The organism is Sphingopyxis sp. 113P3 (assembly GCF_001278035.1).
Classification (GTDB): Bacteria; Pseudomonadota; Alphaproteobacteria; order Sphingomonadales; family Sphingomonadaceae; genus Sphingopyxis.
Window position 1 is genome coordinate 983697 of record NZ_CP009452.1, and the last position, 26691, is coordinate 1010387.

General features: G+C 62.4%; 22 protein-coding genes. 5 read left to right on the top strand and 17 right to left on the bottom strand.

From position 1 onward, the window contains the following. Positions 1-314: 314 nt before the first annotated feature. The 3 genes from LH20_RS04785 to LH20_RS04795 all read right to left on the bottom strand — a co-directional run bounded on the left by LH20_RS04785 (position 315) and on the right by LH20_RS04795 (position 2306). Entirely contained in the window at positions 315-1340 is a 1026-nt protein-coding gene (locus LH20_RS04785; RefSeq protein WP_053553243.1) for an IS110 family transposase, read from the bottom strand. Positions 1341-1614: 274 nt separating this feature from the next. Further along, positions 1615-2076 carry a PIN domain-containing protein gene (locus tag LH20_RS04790; RefSeq protein WP_144423519.1) on the bottom strand — a complete coding sequence of 154 codons (462 nt, stop codon included), beginning with the start codon at positions 2074-2076 and terminating at the stop codon, positions 1615-1617. Further along, entirely contained in the window at positions 2076-2306 is a 231-nt protein-coding gene (locus LH20_RS04795; RefSeq protein WP_053553245.1) for a type II toxin-antitoxin system Phd/YefM family antitoxin, read from the bottom strand. The genes LH20_RS04790 and LH20_RS04795 overlap by 1 nt, the downstream gene beginning before the upstream one ends. Before the next feature lie 185 nt (positions 2307-2491). Here LH20_RS04795 and LH20_RS22755 point away from each other — a divergent pair. The 3 genes from LH20_RS22755 to LH20_RS04815 all read left to right on the top strand — a co-directional run bounded on the left by LH20_RS22755 (position 2492) and on the right by LH20_RS04815 (position 5618). Beyond that, positions 2492-3252 (top strand): IS5 family transposase gene (locus tag LH20_RS22755; protein WP_144423520.1). Its coding sequence is split into 2 segments (ribosomal slippage): positions 2492-2816 and positions 2816-3252, totalling 762 coding nucleotides; the frame shifts between segments, so codons are not numbered across the junction. Between the two features lie 93 nt (positions 3253-3345). After that, positions 3346-4377, top strand: a complete 1032-nt coding sequence (locus tag LH20_RS04810) for an IS110 family transposase (protein WP_053553248.1) — start codon at positions 3346-3348, stop codon at positions 4375-4377. A 203-nt stretch (positions 4378-4580) separates the two neighbouring features. Further along, positions 4581-5618 (top strand): IS110 family transposase, encoded by a 1038-nt coding sequence (locus LH20_RS04815; RefSeq protein ID WP_053553249.1) that lies wholly within the window; start codon positions 4581-4583, stop codon positions 5616-5618. Positions 5619-5777: 159 nt separating this feature from the next. On the opposite strand, the gene LH20_RS04820 is transcribed toward LH20_RS04815, so the two are convergent. The 5 genes from LH20_RS04820 to LH20_RS04840 all read right to left on the bottom strand — a co-directional run bounded on the left by LH20_RS04820 (position 5778) and on the right by LH20_RS04840 (position 13175). Next, complete coding sequence (locus tag LH20_RS04820) at positions 5778-6599, bottom strand: SDR family oxidoreductase (protein ID WP_321164237.1); 822 nt, start codon at positions 6597-6599, stop codon at positions 5778-5780. Continuing rightward, positions 6596-8056: an aldehyde dehydrogenase family protein gene (locus LH20_RS04825; RefSeq protein ID WP_053553250.1), complete on the bottom strand. Its 1461-nt coding sequence runs from the start codon at positions 8054-8056 to the stop codon at positions 6596-6598. The genes LH20_RS04820 and LH20_RS04825 overlap by 4 nt, the downstream gene beginning before the upstream one ends. A gap of 31 nt (positions 8057-8087) precedes the next feature. Then, the gene (locus LH20_RS04830; protein WP_053553251.1) at positions 8088-9302 is read right to left on the bottom strand and encodes a saccharopine dehydrogenase family protein; all 1215 of its coding nucleotides are present in this window, start codon (positions 9300-9302) and stop codon (positions 8088-8090) included. Continuing rightward, the gene (locus tag LH20_RS04835) at positions 9302-11662 is read right to left on the bottom strand and encodes a TonB-dependent receptor (RefSeq protein WP_053553252.1); all 2361 of its coding nucleotides are present in this window, start codon (positions 11660-11662) and stop codon (positions 9302-9304) included. The genes LH20_RS04830 and LH20_RS04835 overlap by 1 nt, the downstream gene beginning before the upstream one ends. 217 nt (positions 11663-11879) lie before the next feature. Then, entirely contained in the window at positions 11880-13175 is a 1296-nt protein-coding gene (locus tag LH20_RS04840; protein WP_053553253.1) for a TetR/AcrR family transcriptional regulator, read from the bottom strand. A gap of 603 nt (positions 13176-13778) precedes the next feature. Here LH20_RS04840 and LH20_RS22760 point away from each other — a divergent pair. Next, positions 13779-14078: an excalibur calcium-binding domain-containing protein gene (locus tag LH20_RS22760; protein ID WP_144423521.1), complete on the top strand. Its 300-nt coding sequence runs from the start codon at positions 13779-13781 to the stop codon at positions 14076-14078. A 187-nt stretch (positions 14079-14265) separates the two neighbouring features. Here the strand turns inward: LH20_RS22760 and LH20_RS04845 are convergent, their stop codons facing one another. From LH20_RS04845 to LH20_RS04885, 9 genes are all read right to left on the bottom strand, one after another. Continuing rightward, positions 14266-15996 (bottom strand): sensor domain-containing diguanylate cyclase, encoded by a 1731-nt coding sequence (locus LH20_RS04845; protein WP_083455301.1) that lies wholly within the window; start codon positions 15994-15996, stop codon positions 14266-14268. 286 nt (positions 15997-16282) lie between these two features. Continuing rightward, positions 16283-16711 (bottom strand): hypothetical protein, encoded by a 429-nt coding sequence (locus tag LH20_RS22765; protein ID WP_158501100.1) that lies wholly within the window; start codon positions 16709-16711, stop codon positions 16283-16285. Positions 16712-17005: 294 nt separating this feature from the next. Then, positions 17006-18358 (bottom strand): PepSY-associated TM helix domain-containing protein, encoded by a 1353-nt coding sequence (locus LH20_RS04855; protein WP_053553255.1) that lies wholly within the window; start codon positions 18356-18358, stop codon positions 17006-17008. Next, positions 18355-18936 carry a hypothetical protein gene (locus LH20_RS04860; protein WP_053553256.1) on the bottom strand — a complete coding sequence of 194 codons (582 nt, stop codon included), beginning with the start codon at positions 18934-18936 and terminating at the stop codon, positions 18355-18357. The genes LH20_RS04855 and LH20_RS04860 overlap by 4 nt, the downstream gene beginning before the upstream one ends. Beyond that, positions 18933-20993 carry a TonB-dependent siderophore receptor gene (locus LH20_RS04865; RefSeq protein ID WP_083455303.1) on the bottom strand — a complete coding sequence of 687 codons (2061 nt, stop codon included), beginning with the start codon at positions 20991-20993 and terminating at the stop codon, positions 18933-18935. The genes LH20_RS04860 and LH20_RS04865 overlap by 4 nt, the downstream gene beginning before the upstream one ends. 267 nt (positions 20994-21260) lie before the next feature. Then, positions 21261-22091 (bottom strand): 23S rRNA (adenine(2030)-N(6))-methyltransferase RlmJ, encoded by an 831-nt coding sequence (locus LH20_RS04870; protein ID WP_053553257.1) that lies wholly within the window; start codon positions 22089-22091, stop codon positions 21261-21263. Positions 22092-22391: 300 nt separating this feature from the next. Further along, positions 22392-22946 (bottom strand): type 1 glutamine amidotransferase domain-containing protein, encoded by a 555-nt coding sequence (locus LH20_RS04875; protein ID WP_053553258.1) that lies wholly within the window; start codon positions 22944-22946, stop codon positions 22392-22394. Between the two features lie 710 nt (positions 22947-23656). Beyond that, a complete protein-coding gene (locus LH20_RS04880; protein ID WP_053553259.1) occupies positions 23657-24151 on the bottom strand; it encodes a hypothetical protein in 495 nt (164 codons plus the stop codon). Positions 24152-24310: 159 nt separating this feature from the next. Continuing rightward, complete coding sequence (locus LH20_RS04885; RefSeq protein ID WP_053553260.1) at positions 24311-25372, bottom strand: SDR family oxidoreductase; 1062 nt, start codon at positions 25370-25372, stop codon at positions 24311-24313. Positions 25373-25500: 128 nt separating this feature from the next. On the opposite strand from LH20_RS04885, the gene LH20_RS04890 reads away from it, so the two are divergent. After that, positions 25501-26382, top strand: coding sequence for a LysR family transcriptional regulator (locus tag LH20_RS04890; RefSeq protein ID WP_053553261.1), 882 nt, complete (start codon positions 25501-25503; stop codon positions 26380-26382). The last annotated feature ends 309 nt before the right edge of the window (positions 26383-26691 follow it).

Sequence of the window (26691 nt, forward strand, 5' to 3'; positions counted from 1 at the left end):
TGATCTACGATTGCGTATCGCAGATGGAACAAGGTGAGGCCGTCTGCTTCTTGTGCTTACACGTGCCAGCAATGCCGCTTGTCGGGTACATGGTCGTTTACGCGGTCGGGACATGCCTGCCGCAGGATAGGTCTTCGTGGATGGGACCTTCCAATGTTCATCACGCATTTGCCGGGATAGTGGCACATGCAACGAGCTTAACGGAATGATCCTGTCCTCGTCCCGACGGGGACGGCTCGGCGCGTCCAGCAGGGACGCAAACGGGAGAGAGAGAAGGTTAAATCAGCAGACGTAGTGTCCCTTCACCTTGCATCTCATGCTTTGGCAGCGATCGACTGATCGAATAGTTCACCTGTCTTGAGCATGGCATGCATTATGACAGCGAGCTTGCGCGCGACCGCGACTGCGGCTCGCTTGAAGCCGATCTTCTCCCTGAGCTTGAGGCCCCAGGTCCGGAGCGCACTGTCAGCCGTGGCGCGCGTGAGTATCACGACTGCCGCTTCATACAGCAGACCGCGCAAATGGTTGTCGCCGCGCCGGGATATATGACCATCGTAATCGACTTCGCCCGACTGATAACGCCTGGTTGTCAATCCGATCCAAGCGCCAACTGCACGCGACTTCGGAAAGTTTTTCGGGTCCTCGATCGCCGCCACGAAGGACGAGGCAGTTACCGCGCCGACGCCTGGAATCGAGGAAAGCAATTGGCACTGCGTGCTCGCACGCGCCGAGGCGATGAGCTGCCTGCTCAACTCTGCAGCACGGGCGCGCATGCCGCGCCACGCCTCTAGCACTGGCAGAATGATCTTTTCGAGGCCGGCGTTGCTCGCCAGAAGGCGGCGCACGTGACCCTCAAAAACGCGACCGGTACCACCGGGAACGACCAGGCCGAACGTCTTCATCAAACCGCGGATCTGATTCGACATCTGTGTTGTCGTTCTGAGCATCTGAGTGCGCGCTGCGACGAGCGTCCGGATCAGCATGCTGTCGAAGGTCTTCACACGTACCTCGCGGTAGAAGCCGACTTCGGCAAGACGCGCAAGACCGTCCGCATCGTTTGCATCGGTCTTGTTCGGCGCCATATCGAGTGCTGCCTTGGCGTGGCGAGCATCAATACAGATCGCGGGCAAACCGTCCTGCTTCATGGCGTGATAGAACCAGATCGACAGCGGCCCCGTCTCAAAAACAACTCGTTTTACGTTCGGTGCGCGTTTTCGGATGGTCTCTCCTATCAGCGCAGGATCCGATGGGCACTTGCCGCGCCATATCCGATTGCCGCCTTCGCGGACCGATATGAAAGTGTCTTTCAAAGACACGTCGAGGCCGATAAATTGGTCCATGGTTGTCTCCCGTTTGTTGCTGGGCCCGGTGTCCATCGTGAGCCCGTTTTTCAACCTATCGGGGGGCAACCACCATTCCCACGCAGATCGCCTGTGAAGGTGATCACGCCCCGCGATTACTCTATGTTCATCGTTCGACTCCTCAGGTTGAAGGAGTCGGAAGGGTCTGCCTCTGGCTGCGGACGTTCAATCAGGTGGGGCGGTCGCTGGACCGCTTTACGTCGACGCTAGCGCCAATCCGCGGAGCGGTTCGTGCACCGGCCAATCCCGGATATTATGATGCTTCGATGAGCGCCGCCAGCTTGGGATGGGTATCGTCCGCGAGCGGATTGATGATCGTCAGCCCTCTCGTCACGAAACCATGCTGCATGTCTTCGGATAATAGCAGCGCACAGCCTGCATCGGCCGCAGCAGTCACAATCAAGGCATCCCAGAATTGCAGCTTATGATCGACCACCAGATCCGCCGCCGACAGTGCAGTTCGCATCTCCGAGGCCGACGTTCCAAACGCTTCGGCAAATTCGAGCAGAACCTCGCGCGCTTCTTCGGCGGAAGCACCGCTGCGCCGCAAGACCACGAACAGCTCGCCCAAGGTCTGTGCTGGCGCGATCAGGCTGACCGATTCTGCCAAGCGGGACACGAGCTCGCGGACCTTCGCGATCTTGCCATCGTCTTCCGCCGATCGGCTGACGCCGGCAAGATAGGCGAGAATATTGCTGTCGAGGGCGACGCGCATCATTCGTAAAGATCGTCGCGCGACCAATTGCCGGAATGACGGACGGGGAGCTGCGTAACGAACTTGAGCAGCCGGTCGACCGAACGGCGCTCCTGATCGCGGTCAACAGGAAGCACGCGCGCCACGGGGCGGCCGCGAGACATCACGGTAAAGCTCTGGCCTTCGGACACGTCGCGGAGGAGCTCCGAGAAATGCTGGTTGGCCTCGCTGGCGCTGATCGCTCTGTCCATGCTTTCAATTTAGTGGATACCACTAAGTTTTGCAAGATTGAGGTTTGGCGGTCGTTAGCCTCACTCCACTGGCTTTTTTCGACAGATATTTGATAACCACCCACCCAAGGCGTTAACCATTAGGGTCAGGACCCATTGATTTGAGGTAGCGATTATGATTCAGGCGGCCGCGAAGGAGCCTGAATTTGAGCGATTTATTCTGGCTGACGGACGAGCAGATGGCCCGCCTTCGGCCCTATTTTCCGAAGAGTCATGGCCGCGAACGGGTTGATGATCGGCGGGTTTTGAGCGGGATCATCTTCGTCAACCGCAATGGGCTGAGGTGGCGGGATGCTCCGAGGGAATATGGCCCGGCAAAGACGCTCTATAATCGCTGGAAGCGGTGGAGTGAAAAAGGCATCTTCATCCGCATGATGGAAGGGCTGGCGACGCCGCAGGCTCCCGATCGCAAGACGATCATGATCGACGCGACCTATCTCAAGGCTCACCGCACGGCGTCGAGCCTTGGGGTAAAAAAGGGGGTCCGGGACGTCTGATCGGCCGCACGAAAGGCGGCATGAATACGAAGCTGCATGCCGTGAGCGATGCGAACGGTCGCCCGATCAGCTTCTTCATGACCGCCGGGCAGGTCAGCGATTACACGGGCGCGGCCGCTTTGCTCGACAGCCTGCCCAAGGCACAAAGGATGCTGGCCGACCGAGGCTATGATGCCGACTGGTTCCGTGACGCCTTGCAGGAAAAGGGCATCACGCCCTGCATCCCGGGTCGGAAAATACGAAACAAGACCGTCAAATACGACAAGCGCCGCTACAAACGCCGCAACCGTATCGAGATCATGTTCGGTCGCCTGAAAGACTGGCGGCGGGTCGCAACCCGTTACGATCGGTGCCCGAAGGCCTTCTTCTCCGCCGTCGCTCTCGCCGCGACCGTCATATTCTGGCTCTGATCAATGAGATGGGGTGGTTGCCGCCCTCCCTGACGGCATCAAGATGTGCCAGCGTAGTTTTGGTTCAAGCTACGAACGGAAAGGACGGCAACCATGAGTATCGATACGATGATTGGTGTGGATCTGGCAAAGTCTGTTTTTCAGGTTCACGGGGCGTCGATGAACGGCGAGATGCGGTTTCAACGCAAGCTGTCGCGGCAAGCATTTCGCACGCTCATGGCCCGGCATCCAGCCGCCGCGGTCGTAATGGAGGCTTGCGGTAGCGCTCATTACTGGGCGCGTGTGCTGAGCGGATTTGGTCACGAAGTCAGGCTGATCGCGCCGCGCTACGTGCGCCCATTTGTGAAGCGCCAGAAGAACGACGCAGCCGATGCCGAGGCGATTGTGGTGGCGGCCCAGCGGCCCGAGATGCGCTTTGTTGAACCCAAGAGCGAGGCTCAGCAGAGCGCTGCGATCCTGTATCGATCCCGCCAGCGCCTCGTGCGCCAGAGAACCGAGACGGTGAACGCCTTGCGGGCAGCTTTGTATGAGTTCGGGCACGTTATCCCTCAGGGCATCCAGCACGTCGGCCGCATCCATGCGATCCTGGAGGCGCCCAACAGCGATCTGCCGGCATTGATGCGCGAGGAGTGCCTCGCAATGCTCGAGCAGCTTGCTGTGCTCAACGGCTGGATTGATACGAAGACAGCAAAGATCAAGGAACTCGCAGCCGCCACACCGGTATCGAAGCGATTGCAGACCATGCCCGGCATCGGCCCGCTGGTGGCGATGGCCGTGGAGACCTTTGCGCCTGACATGGCGAGCTTTCACAATGGCCGTGACTTTGCGGCGTGGCTTGGATTGGTACCGCGACAGTTTTCATCAGGCGGCAAGGAACGGCTCGGGCGGATCACCAAGGCCGGCCAGGCCGACATCCGGCAGATGCTGATCATTGGTGCCATGTCGCGATTGAACTGGATGGGACGCAAGTCGATCCTGGAAAGCTCATGGCTGGCGCGCATGATGGCCCGTAAGCCGCGCATGCTGGTCGCCATCGCACTGGCCAACAAGATGGCGCGTCAGATCTGGGCCATGCTGACAAAGAACGAAGACTACAAGAATCCGATGCCGGTCATGGCTGCCTGATACCAGGCTAACCCAGACAGGCTGGATGAAAGGGGTGTGAGAAGGCGACGACCCGAATGGGCAGAATGATCGAACAGATCTGGATCAGGAAAACCAGTTCAGATGGGGTGATTGGGGCTCCGCCGAGTCGGTGGGGTGGCTGCTCCTCGCAAATGGTAGAACGTGGTCCGTGTGAGCGGCCACAACCATAAGGAGAAGCAACCATGAGCTATTATGCCGGACTGGATGTATCGTTGGAAGAGACGGCCATCTGCATTGTCGATGAGACGGGCGCGATCGTCCGCGAGCTGCGCGCGCCCAGCGATCCAGGAAGCCTGATATCGGCGTTCGATGCCGTCGGTCTACCGATGGAGCGAATAGGGCTCGAAGCCTGTTCGCAGTCTGCCTGGCTGCACCAGGGGCTGACGCGGGCTGGCTTGCCGGCCTTGTGCATCGAAACGCGTCACGCGAAAGGCGCGATGAGCGCGATGCCGAACAAGACCGACCGCAATGACGCGCGCGGCTTGGCACAAATCATCCGGACGGGCTGGTATCGCCAGGTCCACGTCAAGAGCGCGCCATCCAGGATGGCGCGTTCGCTGCTGGTGGCGCGCCGGACGGTGCTGTGCAAGCTGCGGGACATGGAAAATGCCGTGCGGGCTGTCTTGCGCGAAAGCGGGCTCAAGGTGGGATCGCCGGGGCGCAAGCGGTTCTCGGCCCGGGTCCGCGAGCTGGCCGAGGCGGATCCCACATTGACCGACATAACCGAACCCCTGCTGGCGATCATCGCGACCATGTACCGCGAACTCGAGCGACTGACCCGTCGCGTGCTGGAATCGGTTCGGGTCGAACCGATCTGCCGTCAGCTGATGACGATACCGGGTGTCGGTCCACTAACGGCACTGGCATTCCGCGCGACCGTGGATCAGCCAGAGCGCTTCCGGCGATCACGCGATGTGGGCGCCCATCTCGGTCTCACCCCGAGGCGTTATCAGTCGGGCGAAACCGACATCCAGGGGCGCGTCAGCCGATGCGGCGATGAGCTTGCCCGCACCTTGCTGTACGAGGCTGCCCATACGCTGCTGACCCGGTGCAAGAAGTGGTCGGCCCTAAAGGCATGGGGCATGAACATCGCGAAGCGGCGCGGCATGGCGAAGGCCCGCGTTGCCGTCGCCCGCAAGCTTGCTGTCATCATGCACCGCATGTGGAGCGATCAAAGCGAGTTCCGCTGGGGCAAGGCGCCAGCATCGCTGGCAGCATGAGGAGGCGTACCCGGCAGACGCTCGGGGTGGATGCCCCTATTACTCACAAAGCGGGCGAAGCCTATTTTAAGGCGGTTTTCGCTGGGTTCATCGAGCGCCTCGGACAGGAAACGGCTGAGCGATAGACCAACCCCGTGCGACGGCGGACGGCGCCCAGCGTTACGTATGGTTGAGAGCGGCCGCATCGATAGCCCGGTGATCCCCCGGGAGCCTGGCAGAGGTCACCCCGCCATCGACGACCAGCGTGTGTCCAACCAGATAGTCGCCGGATCGCGCTGCGAGATAGATGGCGGCAGCCGCCATATCTTCGGCCTCCCCGAGGCGCCGGGTGGGGATCGACGCGGAAACTGTCTCGGCATCGTCTCGCGCCGCTTGATTGAGCTTTGACGGGAAGGCACCCGGAGCGATCGCATTAACGTGGATATGGTCGAGGATGAGCCGCGCCCCGACAACGCGCGTGAGATAATGAAGCGCGGCCTTCGATGCCTGATAGCTGTACGTTTCCCAATCGCTGAGGCGCAGGCCGTCGACGGAGCCAATGTTGATGACCTTGGCGGGGCGCTCGGGCCGGGCCGCCGCCTTCAACAGTGGCGCCAGTTTCTGGGTCAGGAAGAATGGCGATTTGAGGTTGAGGTTCATCACCTTGTCCCAGCCGCTTTCGGGAAAATCGGCGAAGGGCGCCCCCCACGCGGCACCGGCGTTGTTGACCAGGATGTCGAGCCGCGCCTCGCGCTCGCGAAGGTCGCCCGCCAGCTGTTCGCATCCTTCGATGGTGCCAAGGTCGGCGGGCATTGCAAAAGCGTTCGGACCAAGCGCCGCGGCTGCCTCGAAGCAGGCCTGCGCGTTGCGGGCCGCGATATAGACCCGCGCGCCCTGCGCGGCAAACCCGGCGGCGATCATTTGTCCGATGCCGCGCGATCCGCCGGTGACAAGCGCGACTCGGCCTTCCAGCGAGAAAAGTTGGCGAGGTTCCGTCATCATCTCAGCGCATTTTCGACAAGCGCCGCGGCCTTCGCGAACGGCGGGCAGAAGGTGAGAAACTCATCCTGCGTTCTGCGTACCACTACGCCGCGCGGGTTTGAAAATTCCCGAAAGCCCTCAAGGCCGTGATGGCGTCCCATGCCGCTGCTACCGATTCCGCCGAAAGGAAGGTCGGGGATCGCGCCATGGACGGCGCAGGAATTGACGACGGCCCCGCCCGACACGGTGCATTTCAAGACCGTTTCGGCGATTTCCGCTTCGCCGAATACGTAGATGCCGAGCGGCCGTTCGCCAGCGTTGATATCCGCGATGGCGTCATCAAGGTCGTCATAGCCGATCACCGGCAGGATCGGTCCGAAGATCTCTTCCCGCATCAAACGCAGGTCGGGGCCGGGATCCAGCACGAGCACGAGCGGCATCCGGCGCGTCGTCCGGTCGCTGACCCCGCCCTCCTCGACCTCGATGATGTCACAACCGGCGCTTCGCGCTTCGCTCAGCATCGCTTCGATTCGGTCCATGTGGCGATCCGAAATGATCCCCGTGCAGTCGGGGCCGCGCGAATAATCGGGAACGTGCCGCGCAAACCACTGGCGCGAGAGTTCAACGAAACGGCCGACTTCCCCGCGCGGGACGAAGACATGGTCGACCGAGATGCACATCTGGCCATTCTTGAGAAGTTTGGTCGCGAGTATCGATTCCACCGCGCTTTCGTCGAGTGCGCCTTCGGTGAGGATGGCCGGACATTTGCCGCCGAGCTCGAGCGTGACGGGTACGAGATTGTGCGCGGCAGCGATCATGATCTCGCGGCCGATGGCGGGGCTGCCGGTGTACAAAAGATGATCCCAGCGCAGCGTGGAAAAGGCCTTTGCCAGATCGACGCCGCCGACTGTGACGGTGACCAGATCGGGCTCGAAAGTCTCCGCGATCATCTCGGCCAGGAGGTCGGCGCAAGCCGGCGTATAGTCCGAGGGCTTCAGGATCGCGCGATTGCCGGCGGCGAGAATATCGATCAGTGGCCCCACAGAGAGATCAAAGGGGAAGTTCCAGGGCGAAATATTGCCGATCACCCCTTTTGGCTGGTAGCGAATCTCAATCGCGGCGTCGCCGAACAGGGCTGGATCGCCTTGCCGGCGCTGCGGCGCCATCCATGACTCCAGATTGTCGAGCGCATGCTGGGCGCGCCCGACCATCCCCAGAACTTCGATCAGGTCGGTCTCGGGCGCGGGGTGATGACCGAAGTCGGCGTGCATCGCGTCCACGATGCGCTGGCGGTAGCGGATCATCATATCGATGATGGCGGCCAGATTGGACCTACGCACCGCAATATCAGGCTGCGGATCCTCGAGGAAAGCAGCCTTCTGCCGCGCGAAAGCCGTGTGCAGTGCCGCGATGGCGGCGGTGTCGTCGCTGATGGAGGGTTGGGAAGGTGCGCGAATGCTAGTGTCGAATTTGGTCATCGGGCTCTCCGCTTAATGGGTTTTGTCATAGTCAGATCTCGGACGGCGCAACGACAGCAGGTGCCGGCTGGGTGTCCGCAACGCGGAAGGTCAGTCCGGCATGGCGTTCGAGGCGCTCGACGAGTTGCAGTCCGAGCGCCGCGCCCGGCGTCCATATGCCGGCGGGAATGTCCAGGCGATGATCGTGCAGGCAGAGCGCGGTCTCCACGATGATCCGCGCGGTCGATCCATAGCCGGGGTCGCGGTCGCCCGTCACGCTGAGGCGCAACTCGCGCCCATCTGCTGCGATGCCGATAAACAGCAGGTCGTACCACCCCGCGTCGCGTTCGGCGCGGCTCGGGCCCTCGCCGGGCTGAAGCGTCGCGTTGTCGCCCAGCGGGCTCCCCCCCTCGATTGACCGCGCGCGGCTTTCGCCATCGGGACCGCCGCCGGTTGCCCACGCCTCATCGTAAACAAAATCCGTTCCCCATATGTGGCCCCGAAGCGCGTTGGAGCGATGGATGTTGCGCGTGTTGATCGGCGCCATGACGAACGGGGCGATCCATTCGCCAAGGTGGGCATCATAGGCAGCGCCCGCCTCGACCGGTTGGGGCGGTCCTGCAAAACCCGGTGTGAGGCAAAATGGGTCAGCAAGAAGGCGCGCCGCGTCGGGATCGGCTTTCATCAATGCGCGGGTAGCCTTGCCGCTCGCGACCGTGCCGCCTGAGAATCCTCCCACCATCTGGCGGACCCGGCCCTTCACGCGCGGCAGCGCGGCGCCGAGCCGTCGGCGGGCGGCGTCCTGAAGGTAGACCACCCCAAGCTCGAACGGCACCGAGTCGAAGCCGCATGAAAACAGGATGCGCGCGCCGCTCCGCTCGGCGTCGGCGGCGTGGGCGTCGATCATCCGCCGCATCCAGACGGTCTCGCCAGAAAGATCGAGATAGTCGGTGCCGGAGTGGGCGCAGGCGGCGACCAGTGCCGATCCGTAGAGCTGGAAGGGGCCCGCCGCGGCGATGACGGACCGGGTCCGAGCTGTCATGCGATCGAGCGCGCCGATGTCTTCTGATGCGGCCTCGATCAAGGCAAGGTCGCGGGGCAGGCCGAGTTCCTGACGGACCGCCGCGAGCTTTGCAAGGCTTCGGCCCGCCATCGCCCAGCGCAGTCCGGTCTCACGCGCCCGTTCGGCTAGCCGCTCGGCGATCAGGCGACCCGTGAAGCCGCTGGCGCCATAGACAATGACATCGAGTTCGGCGGTGTCACCCATCAGTAGCGATACCGCACCGACAGGCCGATCGTGCGCGGGCGGTCCTGGAAGCGGTGATAGGCATCAATCAGGCGAAACACCGTGTTCCAGCGCACCACGTTGAAAACATTGTTCACGAAGATTGTCGCACGCCACTTGTCGTCCGCCGACTGGACGCCGGCGCGCAGGTCGAACACCGTATATGCCTTGATGCCGAACTCGTCGGCCGGCACTGCGTCGTTGCGCAGGCTCGCATTGTCCGCACTGTGGTAGGTACCGTCGCCCCCGATGAAGGCCTGGATCCGGGGCCCCACGTCGACCGCATATTCGATGTTGCCGACAATCTGCACCTTTGGCGTGAAGGGGAGCTGCGATCCGCGCGCATCGATGAGGATGCCGTCCGAATTATAGGCGGAAAAGCTGTTGCGCACCGAGCTGTCGAGGTAAGTGGCCCCGAGGCTGGCCGACAGGCCGCGCACGGGCTGTGCGATGATATGCGCCTCGACCCCCATGACGCGCGACTTTGGAATGTTTATCTCGCGTTCGAGCTTGCCGAATACCGGGTCAAGCACCGTCCCGCGGATCTGCTTGTCGGTATAGTCGTAATAAAAGGCTGCAGCGTTCAGCTGGACCTTGCGGGCGAACAGCGGCGCTTTCACCCCGACTTCGAACGCGTCGAGCCGCTCCTGGCCGGCGGGGTCATATTGCGACGTTCGGGACGCAGCGATGATTGGCAAGATGCCGGATTTATAGCCGCGGCTCACCGACGCGTAGAGCAGTGTGCCGCTGTCCGTCCGGTAATCAGCGCCAACGCGCCACGAGAGATTCTCCTCACGCAGGCGAAGATCGGCTGCGGCGGGATCGAAATTCTCGTTCAGACTGGCGCATTGTCCAGGCGCGATCGGAATGAAGCTGCCCTTCACGAGGAACTGCAGCACCTCGAACAATTGCCCCAATTCGTTGGAAGGCAATGTTTCATAGCTGCACCCGGTGCCGCGGTTTCTAAAGTGCGTATAGCGCATGCCTGCGCGCAGCGTCAGATTGTCCCCGGCCCGATATTCGGCATTGCCGAAGGCGGCAAAGGTGTTGCTGCGCTGTGTCAGCGTGTTACCGACGTCGAGATAGGGAGGCAGGCCGGGGATCGGCTGGCGGTTGGACACGATCGTCTGATCATAGATCAGGTTGTCGTCGGCCTTCACATGCTCGTAGCTTGCACCGACGAGCCAGTTCAGCGCCCCGGTATCGCCGGCAAGGCGAACCTCCTGGTTGAAGGAGGAGATAAAGCCGCGGTGAAGGATATTTTGATAGGGGAGCGGCGTGCCACCTTGCGGGAGGCGTTCATCGACATCGACGTGCTGATAGGAGGAAATCGACGTGAGCTTGATACCGTCGGTAACATCGATGTCACCGCGCAGCGTCGCCTGATAGAAGCTGTTGTCACGGTTCGGGAAACCCTTCGCCCAATCGGCATCGCGCGGTCCGCGCGCCGGTTGCGAGGTTGCGAACCCCGGCGCGATCAGTGCCGGGTCCATCGGTGCGATGCGGACCAGCGACGGCGCGAGGGGATCGCCGCGATCCTGATAGGCATTGAGGTTCAGTGACAGTTTGACTCGATCGGCCGGTTGCCAGTCAAGCAACAAGCGCCCCTGAAGGAAGGACGCGTCGCCAAGCTTGTCCCCGCGCGACGTGCTCTTCTGCCACGCACCGCCGTTGGTCGTGCGCACGGCAATGCGCGCGCGCAATGTCTCGCTAAGCGGGCCACTGGCAAAAGCTTCAATATCGACTTCGCCAAACTGATTGACACTGGCGTAGGCTCCAGCCGCGGGCGTGTCTGTGGGCTTCGCGGCGATGTAATTCACCGCGCCGCCGGTGGAGCTTTGCCCGAACAGCGTGCCCTGGGGGCCCTTGAGCACTTCAACACGCTCGACGTCGAGCGTCGCGCCCTTGGTCATGACGGGAAAAGCAAGCGGAACTTCATCGACATACACGCTGACCGATGGCGAGGAAGCCAGCCCGGAATCATAAAGACCAACGCCGCGCAGCGTATAGACCGGCGTCGAGTAAGGCGAAGGGGTGAAGGTGAAGCCTGGAACGGCGCGCACGAGGTCTTCGGCGCCGCGAATGCCGCGGTTCTGCAATTCGTCGGCGCCCATCGCCTGGATCGTCAGGCCGACGCGGTTGATCGACTGTTCGCGCTTTTGGGCGGTAACGATGATGTCATTGACGCCGGCCCGATCGTCCTGCGTAGCGGCAGCGGCTGCGTTTGCCACACTCTCGCTCATGGAGGACGCGTCTTGCGCCGAGGCCGTGCTGCCGAACATCACCCCGACGGGAAGTATAGTCGTAGCTGCAAGCCATGCCCGATATCGTTCGATTGCCATGTCGTCCCTCCCAAAAAGGCGGCGCCGGCTGACCGGTCGTCCGGTTGCGGGCTGCTCGCTCGGTCGTCCTTCGAAGGGCCCGCCGAAAGGGTCGGGAGCCCTGGTCGTTGCAACGTGGGGGAAGGATATGACCCGACCTGCATGTCGGATACGGAGGTTTGCGTCTAGTTATGGTAACCGAAAATACTGAATATTTACGCTCACTATCCGGCTCAAACTATGTCTCTTGTACAGTTTCGGTTGGAATGCTGACGTGGCTGTCTGGCCGTGGCTTGAGCCCGAACATGAACAGGCGCGTCGAGCAATCTGCGACCTTTTCGGGATCGGTACCTTCGGTGAAACGTGACCATGCCGGAATGTTGTTGCGCAGGCCCGCTCCGACCTCCTGAATGAAGAGCGTGTCGATCTGCCGGAACGTTCCTTCCGCCTTCGCCCGCTCATACCGGCCCATGTTTCGCCCGACGAGTACGCGATCGATGAGTTGGAGCTCCGCCCGGTTCGCCGGGGTCAGAAAAGGGACATTGTGAAAGCTGATCTTGGGTCCATAGGGCGAATGATGAAGGGCGGTCACCGCACGCAACAACTCGAATTCGAAATGGACCGCCCGCACGGCCGCGTCGGGCGAGGTCGGCGCATGTTCGATCAATAGCTCAAGCACCTCGGTCTCGATACGATAAGCGCGCTTCAGGCAGAGATGGAGGAGGCTGTTCTTGTCGGGAGCGTGATAATAATAGGCCCCGCGCGACACCCCGGCATCGGCAGCGATATGCTCGATTGACGAGCCCACAACTCCGCGCTGGTTGAAACTTTCCGTGGCGATCCGGAGCAGGCGATCGCGCTTGGCCCGGCGCTTGTCCATCCGGGCCAAATGGCCAAGCAGCGCGAGCGGGTCGCGCGGCGGCGGCGGTGCGATTTCGGCGAGGTCGCGGCGGACGATGCCGTGAGCGACAATGTCGTCGAGGATCTCGGCCGCTTCCTGCCGCGTGTAATAGCTTCGCTCAGAATACCAGAAGGGCATCCAATCGAGCACGGAGAAGATTGCGAGGCTGGTGAGAAAAGGATCGCACCTGGCGATGCTTCCGTCATCGATACCCCGCTCGATCAGCCCGCCCAGCATCCTGATATTGCCCATCCGCGCGTTGTGAACGATGTCGCGATGGTTGCGGGGCAGCGCGTCAATGTCGGAGAAGGTTATCATGCGCGGTTCGCCGGGACGCAGGCGCCCGCGCACAAAACGCCTGACCATCTCCAGCCCGTCGAGCCCGGGCTCGCGCGCCCGGTCGATTTCGTCGCGATACATTCGCAGACCGCGGCTGAAACACTCGAAGACGAGCATCTCCTTGCTTTGGAAATGATGGTAGAGTGCGCCAGGCGTCAGACCGATTTCGGCAGCGATCTTGTCGAGCGTCGTTGCAGCAAAGCTGTGCCTGTTGAAGAGCCGGGTCGCCGTCGCGAGCACCTCCTCGCGGCGCGAGGAACCGCTCTTGCGCTGCGCAGCATCCTCCGCTCGCAAAGAGATTGTCTCCTCAGCGATCGAGCCCTGCGCCACCGGCCTCAAAGCACGGTCATGAAGCGGGCCGGGCGGACGGGCGCCGAAAGGTGAAGGGAAGGAATGCGTTGATGGACTGCCCTGCCGCAATCGCCACATGGACGCCTAGCGCGCGCGGGGAGCGGGCGAATGCTTGTCGGCGTAGCAAGGACGCGGGAGCCGCTTCCGGTGCGAAGGCCCGGCAATATGCCCAACGATGAAACCGCCATGTCGCTCATGCTGCGCACAATGTTGCTCTGCCCGGGCGCCGCGTAAAGGGAGAAATGGACGGATCGATGGGCCTGAGCGCGCCGCGGGCCATCATGGCCGTGATCAACGGTGCGGTCGGTTCACCTGGTTCGAATAAGGTCGGTGACCGCTCCTTTGATATCGGCGCGACTGCTGCCTCTCCGCGGCTTGTCAATTGCCAACGCATCGCCAGCAAGTCTGGCAGCTACGGTCCGTATCGCCATCCTGGTTGCTCGCAGCACAAGGAGCGAAGGCTTCACGTGACCCGCTATCCGATTCTCAGCTGCGCGGATTCGACGCCGAGCGTATTTTCGTGCATTCACATGCGGGGAGGGGGGCATGAGGGCAATAGCTATCCTAGCGCTGTCGCTAAGCGTCGCAACAGCCGCGAACGGTCACCCAGGGGGGCTGGCGGCGGACGGCTGCCATAATGATCGCAAGACTGGCACACGTCATTGCCATCGCTCGCCTGGGCGGTCTGCGCCGCCAGCAGAGCGGCCTCAGCGCCTGATCGGCGGCGACCTTTATTTCCCCAATTGCGCGGCCGCTCGGGCTGCAGGCGCAGCGCCGGTTCGGCGTGGCAGCCCCGGATATGGAAAACACCTCGACCGAGACGGAGACGGCGTGGGATGCGAGTGATAATCTGGTTGGCAGCGGCTCACGCTTGGTGACTGTGGAGCAATCGAGAATCGTCCCTACCCCTTTCCAGTCAGGAGACGTGCAAGACCATCTTCCCGCACTGCCTCGTCATACGCACTGCGGCACTATCGCAGCGCTTCATCTGAGGCAGCGTAAAGACGCCGAAGGTTGCGCCTGCGAACGGGGGTCAGGCGACGACTTCTCGCATCTGCGATCTTGTTGGAGTGCCTGCAGTGTCGCTGAACGAGGAGAAAGGCGCCGGGCAATCGTCGGACATCCCCCGATTTCGACCGGCCATCTTTGCTTGGTACAGCAGTTTGTCGGCTCGTTCGAAAAGCGTATCGAACCCGTCCTGGGTCGGCGCCGTCCGGACATTTTCGCTCATGCCCATGCTGGCGGTCACCGGCGCAGAGAGGTTGGGAACGGCCTGGGCGACGAGGGCAGGGATCGCACGCCTTCGGCGCTCTGCGAGATCGTAAGCCTCGGCGCCGCGCAGCAAGAGCACGAACTCCTCTCCGCCCAAGCGGTAGGCATATACATTCTCGTCGGGCGCGAGCGCTTTGGCAGCTGCTTTGAGCACAGCATCGCCGACAGCGTGACCGTGCGAGTCGTTGATCCTCTTGAAATGATCGAGGTCGAGGATGGCGAGCGCATCGAACCCCTCGGCGCGATGCCTGATATAATTCTCTTCGAGGGCCCGGCGGTTCAGCAAGCCCGTCAGGGGATCGCGTTCTGACAGGCGTTCAAGCAGTTCGGCTTCGGTCAGCGCATGGTCGCGCTGCTTCTTGAGCGTCATGAACCGGTCGGCGACACCCATGGCGGTCGACATGACCTCGAACACGCAACCAAAATAGAATAATTGCATCGCGTCCTCGCTATTCAGCGAGGGCAAAAGCCCCGTCACAAGCCGGGTCAGCCCGACCACGAGCATTGGAGCCCAGCCAATCACCTGGAATTTGGCGGCCCTGCTGCCGCGCCGCAGCGCGTCGATCATCGACCAGATAAAGATTGCCAGAATTGGCGCAAAGGCCGCCGTGTAGAGTGGCGACTGGATCGGACGCGCGACGAATGGAAATGCGGCATGAAATGCGCTCAGGGCCATCGCGGCACCTGCACAATAGGGCAAGGAGCGGCGGAGCCTCGCGTGCAGTCGGTCCGGTTCGACGAAACTATGGGTGAACATGGTTCCCGCCGCAACGGAAAGGCCAAACGTCATCGTCGCCATCCAGCTCAGCGTCATGACGGGCAGGTCAAGAAGAATTGGAGACAGGCCTGACGATATGAGGATCGTGAGCATCAGCGAAATTGTGAGCGCCGAGTGCCAGACGACAAAGGGCTCGCGCAATATGTGGTAGAAGGCCGCGTTGAAAACGAGCGGCATCAAGAGCATTCCACAAAGGCCGGCCAGCAGGATCAGAAAGCGCGTGTGGCCGGTATGGTCGGAAAGGTCCGTCGAGGTCAGATAGGCCCGCTCCAGCGTCATGCGGTGGGTCGGGCGATCGAACGCCACGACGACCTGCCGCGTCTGCGGCGACAGCTTCGGCAGACGGAGCTTGAAATATCCGCCATAGCGCGCGTTTTCGAGCGCGCTTGCCGGAATGCTTGTCTGATGGATCGCGCCGTCGGTCTCGATCGAGAGAAGGTGAACCTTTTCGAGCGCCGCCCTGCGGGACAGCAGATATTGGGGCGGCTCCTTTGCAGGATCGAGGTCGAAGCGAAGGAGCGCCCGCTCGGCATTGATCGAAAAATCGCTGTCGCCGCAGTGCCATCGCTTGGCCGACTGGAGGGCGGCTACGGGGCTTTCCGACAACGAGCCCGATGCCCAGCACGAACTGCTGACCCTCAATGCATCTTTTGCCATCGCGGGAGAGAAGACGGTCAGCAGGAATAACAAGACGGCTGTAGCGAGCTTCTTCATCCCGGCGATCCTAGGCATCCGCGGTCCGTGGCGCGGAAAGCTTAGGATGCAGTTAAGCTTAGTGCACGGGGTTGCCCTTGCCGTCGTTCTTGATGGAGAGCAAGTCGATCTCGATCGCGGCGACGAGTGGCAAGTCTTTCGCGTGCGATGTGGCCACTTATCGTCTCGGCGCCTGATCCTGGCGAAGGTTGGCGGACGATTGTACGGAATTCGGAATCAGTCCTGCGCGCTGACGCTGACACGCTCCGACGAAGCGGTGCTCGCGGGAAGGGGAGGCGCCCCTGCATCAAAGAAGCAGCGAATTCGGCGGAAGTCCGACCAGCGGGCGTCCGTGAAGTTCGGTTGCGACATCAAGGTCGTAGACGATGTGACTTTGCATGACCTGCACATCGCGCAGAAGGCGCTGCATCGGATTGTCGAGCGCGTGGACCGACGATCCGACAGCTTCGCAGCAGGTGCGCACCGCCTCGACGCATTGCTGGACCGCAATCGCGATCTCGGCTCGCAAGCGGATGCGTTCGCTTGTCTGTTCGGGCTCGTCGATCTCGCCGATCAGCAAATTTTCCCGGGCCGCGCGCTCAAGACGCATCGGGGCGGCCGGCTTCTCGATGCTCCTCGTGGTGCTTCCGAGTTTATATGTGCCTGCAGGTGCTGCCGGCAGAGCGCGATCGCCTGGCGTGCGGCGCCAAGCGCCGGAATGGACGCGGTCATGCAAAAATAGGGGAGCATCGGTGAGCCATAAATCCCCGCGCCGTAGATCGCGCGGCCGTTGCCGCGGCCCGATCGTACCGGCTGCACCTCGAACTGACAGTCCAAGATTCAGCGTTCAGCCACGATGAGATGGCTTCAACCTGCCGGCTGTCGCGGCGCGTGCGTTCGAGGGACCGTCGATCGGATCCGGCGCTCGGCTGCCCGCCAGCCTGGATCAAAATGAAATGTGGAGGCGAGGCTCGAGTTCCCACCCGCTTGAACGCGCTTTTGCTTGCTGAAAGGTGCGCGCAGGCCCCTCCTAGGCCGTGATCCCGAATAGCGCCGCCGCGGCGCAGGCCGCGATCGACACGGTAAGCCAGCGCAGAAGCAACTTGTTCGGGCGCGGTTCGGGGCGGATGATCGCGGCCAGCGGGATGGCGGTGGCGGCGAGCCAGAAGATCGCGATGAGCGGCGCTCCATTGCCAAGCAGGATGCGCGCGAGAAGTGTGAGCGCGAGCGCGAGCGGAACGCCCCAGATCACCCCGTCCCAGCCGGCGCGCAGTCGCGGTTCGTGGAGGCCGCGCCGCTGGCGCTTGCCGAGCCAGATCGAAGTGCCGGTTGCGACGACGATGGTGAGTGCGAGCCCGAAGACGACATAGGCAATCTTCACCGGCAGGCCGCCATAATTTCCGAAGTGGAGATTATATGTCGACGCCGCGAGCTGTTGCCCGAGGTGGCCGTCGGAGAGGCCGACCTTGCCGTGATAGCTGCCGTCGGCGCCAAATTCATAGGTCTCGCCATAGATCAGGCGGCGCGGATGTTCGGCGATGAGCTGCGTATGTTGGCCGCGCGTGCCGGGGTCGTGGAGGATGACGTAGGTCAGGCGTGCGTCGGGCTGGTTCCGCGCGAGCCAGGCGAGGGGCGCTGCGATGTCGGCGAGTGGCGCTGGGCGGGCATCGGCGGCGTGCTCCTCCCCGAAGATCGGCGCGTAGGCGGCCTCGATGTCATTCTTGTAGAAGGCGGCAGCGAGACCATAGGCACCGACGACACCAAGGCCGATCATCGATCCGGTGATGGCGATCGCGAGCGAGAAGGGCATGGTCCAGACGCCAAGCCGGTTGTGCCAGTCGGCAAGGCCGACACCATGGTTGTCGCGCGTGCGCAGGCGAAAGGCGTCGCGGAAGATGCGCGGGTGGGCGATGAGGCCCGACAGCGTGAGCGCGAGGATCATCACGCCGAAAATGCCGACGATCGTCATTCCGACCAGTCCCGGGATGTTGAGCGCATAATGGGCGCCGAGCAGAAATTCGGACCAGCTATTCTCCTCCGGCCCGGCGATCTTGCCGTCGGCATCGATGTGAACCGCCTGGTGGTCGGTGGTGATCGTGGTGCGCGGCAGGCCTTCGACCGGCATGTGAACATAAAGGTGAGTCGTGGGAGGCTTGTCCTTTTCGGCAGCAAGCACGGAGGCGGCGGCGCGCTGAACGGCTTCGGGGGCGATCCCGGTCATTTCGGGCGCATCGGGCTGCTCGATCCGCTGCCATTCCTGGTAGAAGACGACGACGGTCCCCGTGAGACAGATGAGATAGAGGAGCGCTGAGGCGAGGAGGCCTATTGCGGCGTGCGCCGAGAGCGCACGCTGGACGGCATCTTTTGAAATGGCGAGCGTCATCGCGCGCCTCCCACGAAAATGAGGATGAGGCCCGCAGCAGCGGGCACGGCAAGGCAGGTCCATTGCGCGCGGCGCGCCGGCAGCATGAGGAGCCAGAAGGCGAGGATGCCCCACAAGAGCGGGAGAAGCAGCAGCGCGATCGCATTGCCATCGGCGTCGCTCAATCCCGCCATGGCAAGGAGGGCACGCGCGCCGAGCGCAGCCAGCAGCGAGGCCGCGAAAGCGAGCGGTATCGTGAGGAGGAAGGTGAGGAGGCGGCGGCCGATATGGCGGGGTTCGCCTCGTTCGGGGAGCGCATGGGCCTTCCGGTCCGAAGCGCGCCCCTTGCCGCGCGGCGACGTCCACCCCGCATATGCGAGGAGGAGCGCCGCGCACGCCATGCCAAGAAGCGACGCGACGGCGAGGCCCCATGCCCCATCGCCTGCGAGCGCGAGCAGCGAGCCGAGGAGCATCAGCGCCCAGCCCATGCCGTTTGCTGAAGCCGAGCGGCGCGAAAGGCCCCACGCGCGGCGGAGTTGGAGAACTGCGGCGATGATCGCTGCAGCGCCGAGCCAGACGAGAGGCGCGGGATCACTCACCGGAAGCGGTAGCCGACCGTTGCCATCACATTTCGCGGCGCGCCGACGAAGCAGTCGCCGCGTGCCAGGCACGACGCGAAATAGCTGTTGTTGAGCAGGTTCGTCGCGTTGACGGCAAGACGCCATTGTCCCCAGTTGACCTCGGCCAGCGCATCGACCGTCGTGTTGCTGGGGGTGACCAGCGACCAGGCCGGACCCGTCGAGCGGCGTTTCCCGGTATAGACGATCCCCGCGCCGAGCCGCAGCTGCGCATCGCCTTCGAGCCCGAATGTCTTGGTCGACCAGATCGAGGCGATGTGGCGCGGAAGGTAATCGAGGTCGGTGTTCACCTCGGACTTCAGCTTGTTATAGCCATAGTTGACGAGCAGGTCGAAATTTCCCGGCAGCGTGTGGCTCGCCTCGAACTCGACGCCCTTGGTCGTGAGCTCGCCCGACTGCGCAGTGCCGCCGCCGGCGAGATAGAGGACGCGGTTGCGCTCCTTCACCCGAAAGGCCGTGACCGTCACCAGCGTGCCGGAAAGCGGATGCCACTTGAGGCCCGCCTCCCATTGTTCGCCGGTCTGGGGCCGGAAGGGATCGCCGACACTGCCGTCGGCATTCTCGTTGCGTCCCGCGATCGGCAGGAAGCTTTCCGTATAGCTTACAAAGGGCGAAATCCCGGCGCCGATGTCGCCGATGATCCCGGCTCGGAATGTCGTCGCATTATCCTTGTTCCCCGCCGAGGAGGTCACGCGGTCGCGCCGCGCGCCAAGCACGACCGAGACCCGGTCGAAGAAGCGGATCTGGTCCTGGACATAGACGCCGAGCTGTTTCTGCGAATCATAGGCGAAGGGGCCGGTGGGATCATAGGTCTGCAGCGCGTCATAATCGATGTCGTAAAGGTCGATGGTCTCGAACCCGAACACGCCCCGCTTGCCAACCTTGTTCCAGCTATAGTCGATGCCGACGAGGAGCTTGTGTTCGATATTCGCACCGGTTCTGAAATCGAACTGGAGATTGTTGTCTGTCGAGAAGACATTCATCCGTGCGTCGCTGGCATCGGCGTAAAGGCCGATCGTGCGGCGGTCAGTCCCATAGACCGAAAAGGGATCGGTCGGGTTGCTGTAGCTGTCGGCATAGTGGGTGAAATATTCAAGGTCGCTGTCGATGTAGCGCGCCTTGAGGCTGAGACGCACCGCATCGGAGAAATCGTGCGTGACGCTCGCCATGCCCTGCAGCGATCGGCCGGCGTAGCGGTCCCAGCCGGGCTTGCCGACGAAAGTATAGCGGTCAAGGTTGCCCGGTGCGCCCGGGTTCGGACGGAAGGTACCGATGATCGGCAGAAACTGCGAGGTCGAACCCGTGTCGTCCTCCTGGTAGAGACCGGTGAGGATGATGTCGGTGTCCGCGCCCGGCTGCCAGCGAAGCGATGGAGCGAACATCACCCGGTCGTCGGGAACATGATCGACATAGGTGCCGGCGTCGCGCGCGCGCCCGACCGCGCGCACGGCCAGGCTGTCGCTCAGCGCAAGATTGACGTCCGCGAGTATTTCCTTGCGATCGTAGCTGCCGTAAACGAGGTTCACCTCGCCCTGCGTTTCAAAGCCGGGGCTTTTCGAGACAAGGTTGACGAGACCCCCGATCGAGCCTTGTCCGAACAGGACCGAGGCCGGACCGCGGACAATTTCGACGCGCTCGAAATTATAGGGGTCCGAGGTGATGCTGGCGTAGTAGGAGAATATGTCGCGCATTCCGTCGCGGAACTGCAGCGCGTCGATCCCGCGCACGTTGAAGCCGTCGACACGCGTATCGCGGCCATAGGGATTGGCAAGCACGCCGGCGGCATATTTGACCGTGTCGCTGATATTGATCGCGCCCTGCGCCTCATATTGGTCTGCGGTGATGATCTTCACCGGCTGAGGCAATTCGACCAGCGCGGTTTCGGTCTTGGTGCCGGCATAGCCAGTCACGACAATCGAACCGGGATCGTCGGCCTCGGCCGAAGCCGCATCCGCGGCGAGGGCATTGCCGCTCACCAGCGCTGCGCCAAGAAGCAAGGCTATACGCGCGTTCTTCAATTTTCATTCCCCTGAATTGCAACCGATTCGCACGCTCACTAATGCGATGCACTCGCATTAGCAACACAGGCATTGATCTTGTTCTTGCGGCGGCGGCGGGCGTTTGCGACATCGCTCTGTTGCAAGTTCACGCGAGCGCAGGTCGCAATTGCCCCCTCGGGCGGGGTGCATTTCAAGGGTTTGATAAATCCCTGCCGAAGTCAGCGAAACGTGTGTTGGCGCGGCCGACTTCCTCCCTTCGGGGAAAATGGGAGGATGAGGATTTTTCTAGTCGCCCAACCAATCGGCTTTGATGTGTCCTCGATGTCCCTCCGGCGCCAGCGCGGCGCGGAGGGCTTCCAGAAGCGGCGGCAGCGCCTGGGTAAAGGCATAGGGCGGGTTGACGATGAAAAGGCCAGCGCCGTTATATATGTCGCGCTGCTCGCTGTCGTAGAGCCAATGCTCGACCACCAGAAACTTCGGGATACCAAGTTTGCGCAGCTGTTGCTTCCAGCGCCGGTGCGTCTCACGGTCTTTGAGCGGGTACCAGATCACCGTCACACCATGCGCCCATTTGCGGTGGGCGGACGCGAGGGTGGCGGTAATGCGTGCGCGTTCATCGGTTTGTTCGTAGGGCGGGTCCACCACGACAACACCGCGCGCGGTTCGCGGCGGCAACATCGCCAGCCAAAGCTCGTATGCATCGCGCTGATGGACAGCGGCGGATGTGCCGCGCATCGCGCCGCGCAGTGCATAGGCGTCTTCGGGGTGCTTCTCGTTGAGGATGAGAAAATCCTGCGGACGTAAAAGCTGCGCCAGAATTCGCGGCGATCCGGGGTAGTAGCGAGGCTCGGCACCCGCATTTACGGCCCCTACGGTGGCGCGGTACTCCTCCAGAAAGGGGCTCGGCTCGGCAAAAACCCTTAGCACGCCCTGATTAGCCTCGCCGGTGCGCTGGGCGTCCTCACCGCCAAGGTCATAGAGCCCGCAACCGGCATGGGTGTCGATGAGAGTCAGCGCGCCCGGTTTATGCTGCAAGGCTCTCACGAGGGCGATCAGCAGGCTGTGCTTTACGACATCGGCGCTATTGCCGGCATGAAAGCTATGGCGATAATTCATCCTGATCTTGATCCTGGCGACCTGCCTGCATGCGCTCGGCTGGGCGCCGAAGCTGCGCGCAATACCCAAAGCAGCTGATCGCGGACCCGTACAGAATCAGAGGGAAACCTTCAAAAGATTCTGCCAAGAGCCTCAAAGCCGTCATCGAGGGAGCCGGCAGGGACACGGCCGCATAGCCGGGGCGGCGCCGAGACATGACGGTAAAATTCTTGCCTTTCCGATACAAAAAATCCCGCGAGCCTTCTTGTAGCAGGGCCGCCGCACTTTGGCGCGATAAAGCTGCAAATGCTCATGACGCGGTCACGCGTCCGTCGGAGCGTCCGCGAGAGCCTCGATAATCGCGTCGCAGAAATCGGGCAGATCGTCAGGACCGCGGCTGGTGATAATCTTCCCATCCACGACGGCTGGGCGGTCGACGAGCTTTGCGCCGGCGTTGATCATATCGGTTCGTATCGACTTGTAGCAGGTCATCGACCGGCCCTTGGCGATGCCGGCCTCGATGAGGAGCCAAGGGGCATGACAGATGGCGGCAATCGGCTTTTGCGCGCTGGCGAACGCCTGAATGAGCGCGATCGCATCTTCCTCGACCCTCAAGAGATCGGGGTTGATCTGGCCGCCGGGAAGCACCAGCGCTTCGAAATCGTCAACGTTCGCATCGGCGATCAATAGGTCGACGTGGACGGCATTTCCCCAGTCGCCCTCGTCCCAGCCATTTATCTCTCCATTCTTCAGCGAAGCCACACGGACCTCTGCTCCAGCCTCTCTGAGCTTGCTGCTCGGAACCTCTAGCTCGGACTGCTCAAATCCGTCGGTGGCCATGATGAGAACGCGGCGACCGGTGAGAGGGGCGGGCATAGGCTAACCTTTTCGCAGAGCTGTGGGGACTGGGACGCCGCATCCCCTTCGGCAGCGAAGCCGGGCCGTGCGGGAGCGACGGCCCGGCCCAGAAGAGCGCGGCATGAGCGCTCGCCTGTAGCTGAAAATGTTCATCTTTGCCCCAAGGGGAGAGGGCCTCATGAAGACGCGGCAGGCGGGGCCATTGTTCCCTTCATTGCGGCTCTAATTCATGCGTTTAACCTATGTTGTGAAAGGCTTTTCCGAACCGCAAAAGAAGTGGGAACGAAGTGGTAGTTCTGGAGTTGCGAAGATGGTGGATCCCTCCCATCACGGGTGCCGGCGACCGACGAACCCCTCAGTCGCCGGCACCCGACTCTTATCAAGGCCTCGCGACGGGCGCTCGTGACAGTGCGAAATCTGAGGCCCCATCTGCAACCCTTGACGGTCGTTGATTCCTGGTCCCCGGGCGTCTTTGGCGGATGGAAATCCCTCGCTGTCCAACGGTGAACGCGCGCGCCTTATGGGCACGGCGCGGCGTAGGCGCGGCCCTAAAGGCGCGGCGGATCGGCTCGCAATCTGCGAAGCGGAGGGGCACTGTCGATCGCGCCGGGCGGGTACTGGGTGAACATCGATCTGATGGCCGGACGGCGCGCCCCGATCAATCGGCGCATGGAGGCGGACACCCTATATGCCGGTCAGCTCGAGGCGCTTCTGCAGAAATGAGAGGGTCAGGACGTCGCGGTCATCAGGGGCGCGGTCGATCCCCGGTGAATCCTGATCAGCATGCTGCCGAGCCCCGCAGCGGGAACGACTTTCATGCGGTCACTGCCGATGCCGCGGTAATCGAGCATATGCGCCAGCGCCTTGGCCTGCGCCTCGTCCCCCGCAATCTCGATGGAAGCGGCCGGAGCCCCGCGCAGGATCGTTGCAAGATTGGCCGCCTGACCAAGTCCCCGGCGCGTGAATCTGGGCCGGTCCTCGACAAAGCCGGCAAAGATGAACTCGGCCTCGGTCCCCTCGCGCGCGGCCAGCCAATCGGCGACCGCGCGGGAGAAAGACCCTTCCGGCGCAACGAAGGTCGAGCCATCGGGCAGGGAGACAAGCCCGTTTTCCGGGCTGTCCGTGGGTGCGGCCTCGACGCTCTCTGCGCCGCAGGATTGCAGCGACAGCGCAGCTGCGCCAATGAACAGGACCGATGTCGCCAGTATCAGGGGCCGCGCCATAACATCTCCTTGCCCCGCTCGAGACTTGAAACGCGCGGGGGCATGAAGATGTTGCAGCCGTCTCCCCTGCGCGGCGCTGCAGCCGATGGAGAGCGCGAGCCATGAAGCATGGACGGATTTGCGCCGAGCCGCCGCGCGCCTGCAGGGTGCGGCGGCGCCTTAAGCGCGCGGAATGATTTTCCTCGTTTTGAGATCCTTGAAGATTTGCAGGAACATCGCCCTGCTATCGACATATTCGTGAAAGCCAAAGTGCCGCGCTTTGGAGCCGTCGGCGATGACGTCATAATCCCAGCCGAAAACGAAATCGCCGAACCGCCACGAGGAAACGTCCGAATAGGAATTGGGCGCAAGCTTGTAGCGCTCGACCATGCGCTCCCATACCGGCGCCTTGTCCGCCATCACATCTGAAAGGGGCATCGGCAAAGGGGGAGCCACTTCAATTTCGAAGGCGCGGGCGATTTCGGGCCACATCTCGCTCCATCGGAACATGTCGCCATTGTTGATGTTGAACGCCTGGTTGGCGCACCTGGGATCCGTCGCCGCCCAATGTGTGGCGCGCGCAAGAAGGTTGGCGTCGGTCATCTCGATCAGCCTGTCATATGCTTTTGGACTTCCGGGGAAACGCAAGGGCAGCCCAAGCTCCTTGGAGATCGCTGCATAGACTGCGATCACCATCGCAAGGTTCATCGGATTCCCGATCGCATAGCCGCAAACCACCGACGGCCGGATCGCGGACCAGGACCAGCGCTTGCCTTGCTGGCGAGCACTGAGCCACTGCTGTTGGTCGACATTGAACTCGGGCGGCATATGCGGGGGGTCATCCTCGCGTGCCGGCGTCTTGAATGGGCCAAGATGCGCGCCATAGACCTTATAGCCTTGCATGAGGCTGACATGCTGCAAGCCGGGCGCGACCGCCTCTATGGCGCTCAACGTGTTGACGAGCATCGCAAGGTTGGGTTCGACGAGTTCAGACCAGCTGGGCCTGTCCTGATAGGCAGCATAGAAGACATGCGTCACGCCGGTCAGCTCTTCGAGAGCACTTTGCGTGGCCTTCGCGTCGAGAAGGTCGACCGAGACGTGCCTCACGCGCGCCGAAGCCGGCGCGGCGCGCCGCGACAAGCCGATCACGTCCCAGTTTCCGAGGTCTTCAAGATGCCGAACGAGATTTCGCCCGATCACCCCCTGCGCTCCGACGACGAGGGCCAAGTTGCGACCGTCCATATTTCAGCTCCTTTACGTTTGGGAGGAGCGTAGGCTGTGCGTCTGAGATGCATCAGTGCTATTGTGGGCAGACCGGATCTGCAGAAATGCACAGGCGTGAAGGGTCCTGAGACATGGCGCGAAGTCGAATGGATTGGTCCGACCTCCAGTTTATCCTGGCCGTTGCCGATCGCGGATCGCTGGGCGCTGCGGCAAGGACGCTCGGGGTCAATCACACCACTGTGCTTCGGCGGATCCAGGCGTTCGAGAAGGCGCATGGCGTTCGTCTCTTCGATCGATTGTCCTCGGGCCATGCTCTCACCGGGGCAGGGGAGGCCACCCAGGACATTGCGCGGTCGATCGCCGAATTGGTCGAGGAGCTTGAGGGCCGGATCGCGGGTGAGGACCTGCGGCTTGAAGGCACGCTTCGCATCGCCACAACCGACACCCTCATGGCGTCGATCCTGCCCGGGATCCTTGCAGCCTTTCAAAAGGAGCATCCCGCTGTCGAGATGGATGTCTCGGCTGGATCGGACCTCGCAAATCTGGCAAAACGCGAGGCTGATGTCGCCATTCGCGTCACTGCGGCGCCGCAAGAGACGCTGATCGGACGAAAGATCGGCGAGGTCGCCATGGCCGTCTATCGCACCACAACGAACGAGGCGCCCCTTGCCCAAATGCCGGCACTACTCTGCGAGAAATGGGTGGCGCTTTCGGGCGATCTTGCCGGCACCTCGGTGGGGCGGTGGATGCGCGCCAATGTTGGCGAGGGGCAGATCGCATGCCGGATCGACAACTTTATTTCCCTCGCGCAGGCCGCAGCGGCGGGAATGGGCCTCGCTGCCCTTCCGGTCTATCTCGGCGACTACGCCCCGGGACTGAGGCGCGCATCAACTCCTATCCACCTGAAGCCGATTCCGAGCCTCTGGATATTGAGCCACCGGGATCTCAAGCGATCGGCCAAGGTGCGCGCCTTCGTGAATTTCGCCGCCGCCGCGCTCCTGCGCGAGCGCAAGCGACTTGCAGGGTGATCATCCTGCACGCCGCTCGAAAATAGCCATCAAGGCGAGCTGCCGAGGCGCGCCAGATCGGGATCGGCGGCGAGGCAAGGCTGCGTCGCGGGGCGCCGATTTGCCGGTCGCGGACATAAACTGTCCTCAATCTGGTTCTATCTTTGGAATATATTTGAAATTGCCCGCATTCTGCGCACGATGTCTCCCGATCGATCACCTTGTCCAGCGGTGATCTCCGTCGCCGTCGGGCCGCCCATTGAGAGGACTTAGCCCGCCGGCCCTGACGAGGAGCGGTGCCGGTCGTCTGGGTTAGCGACTGCAGCCGTC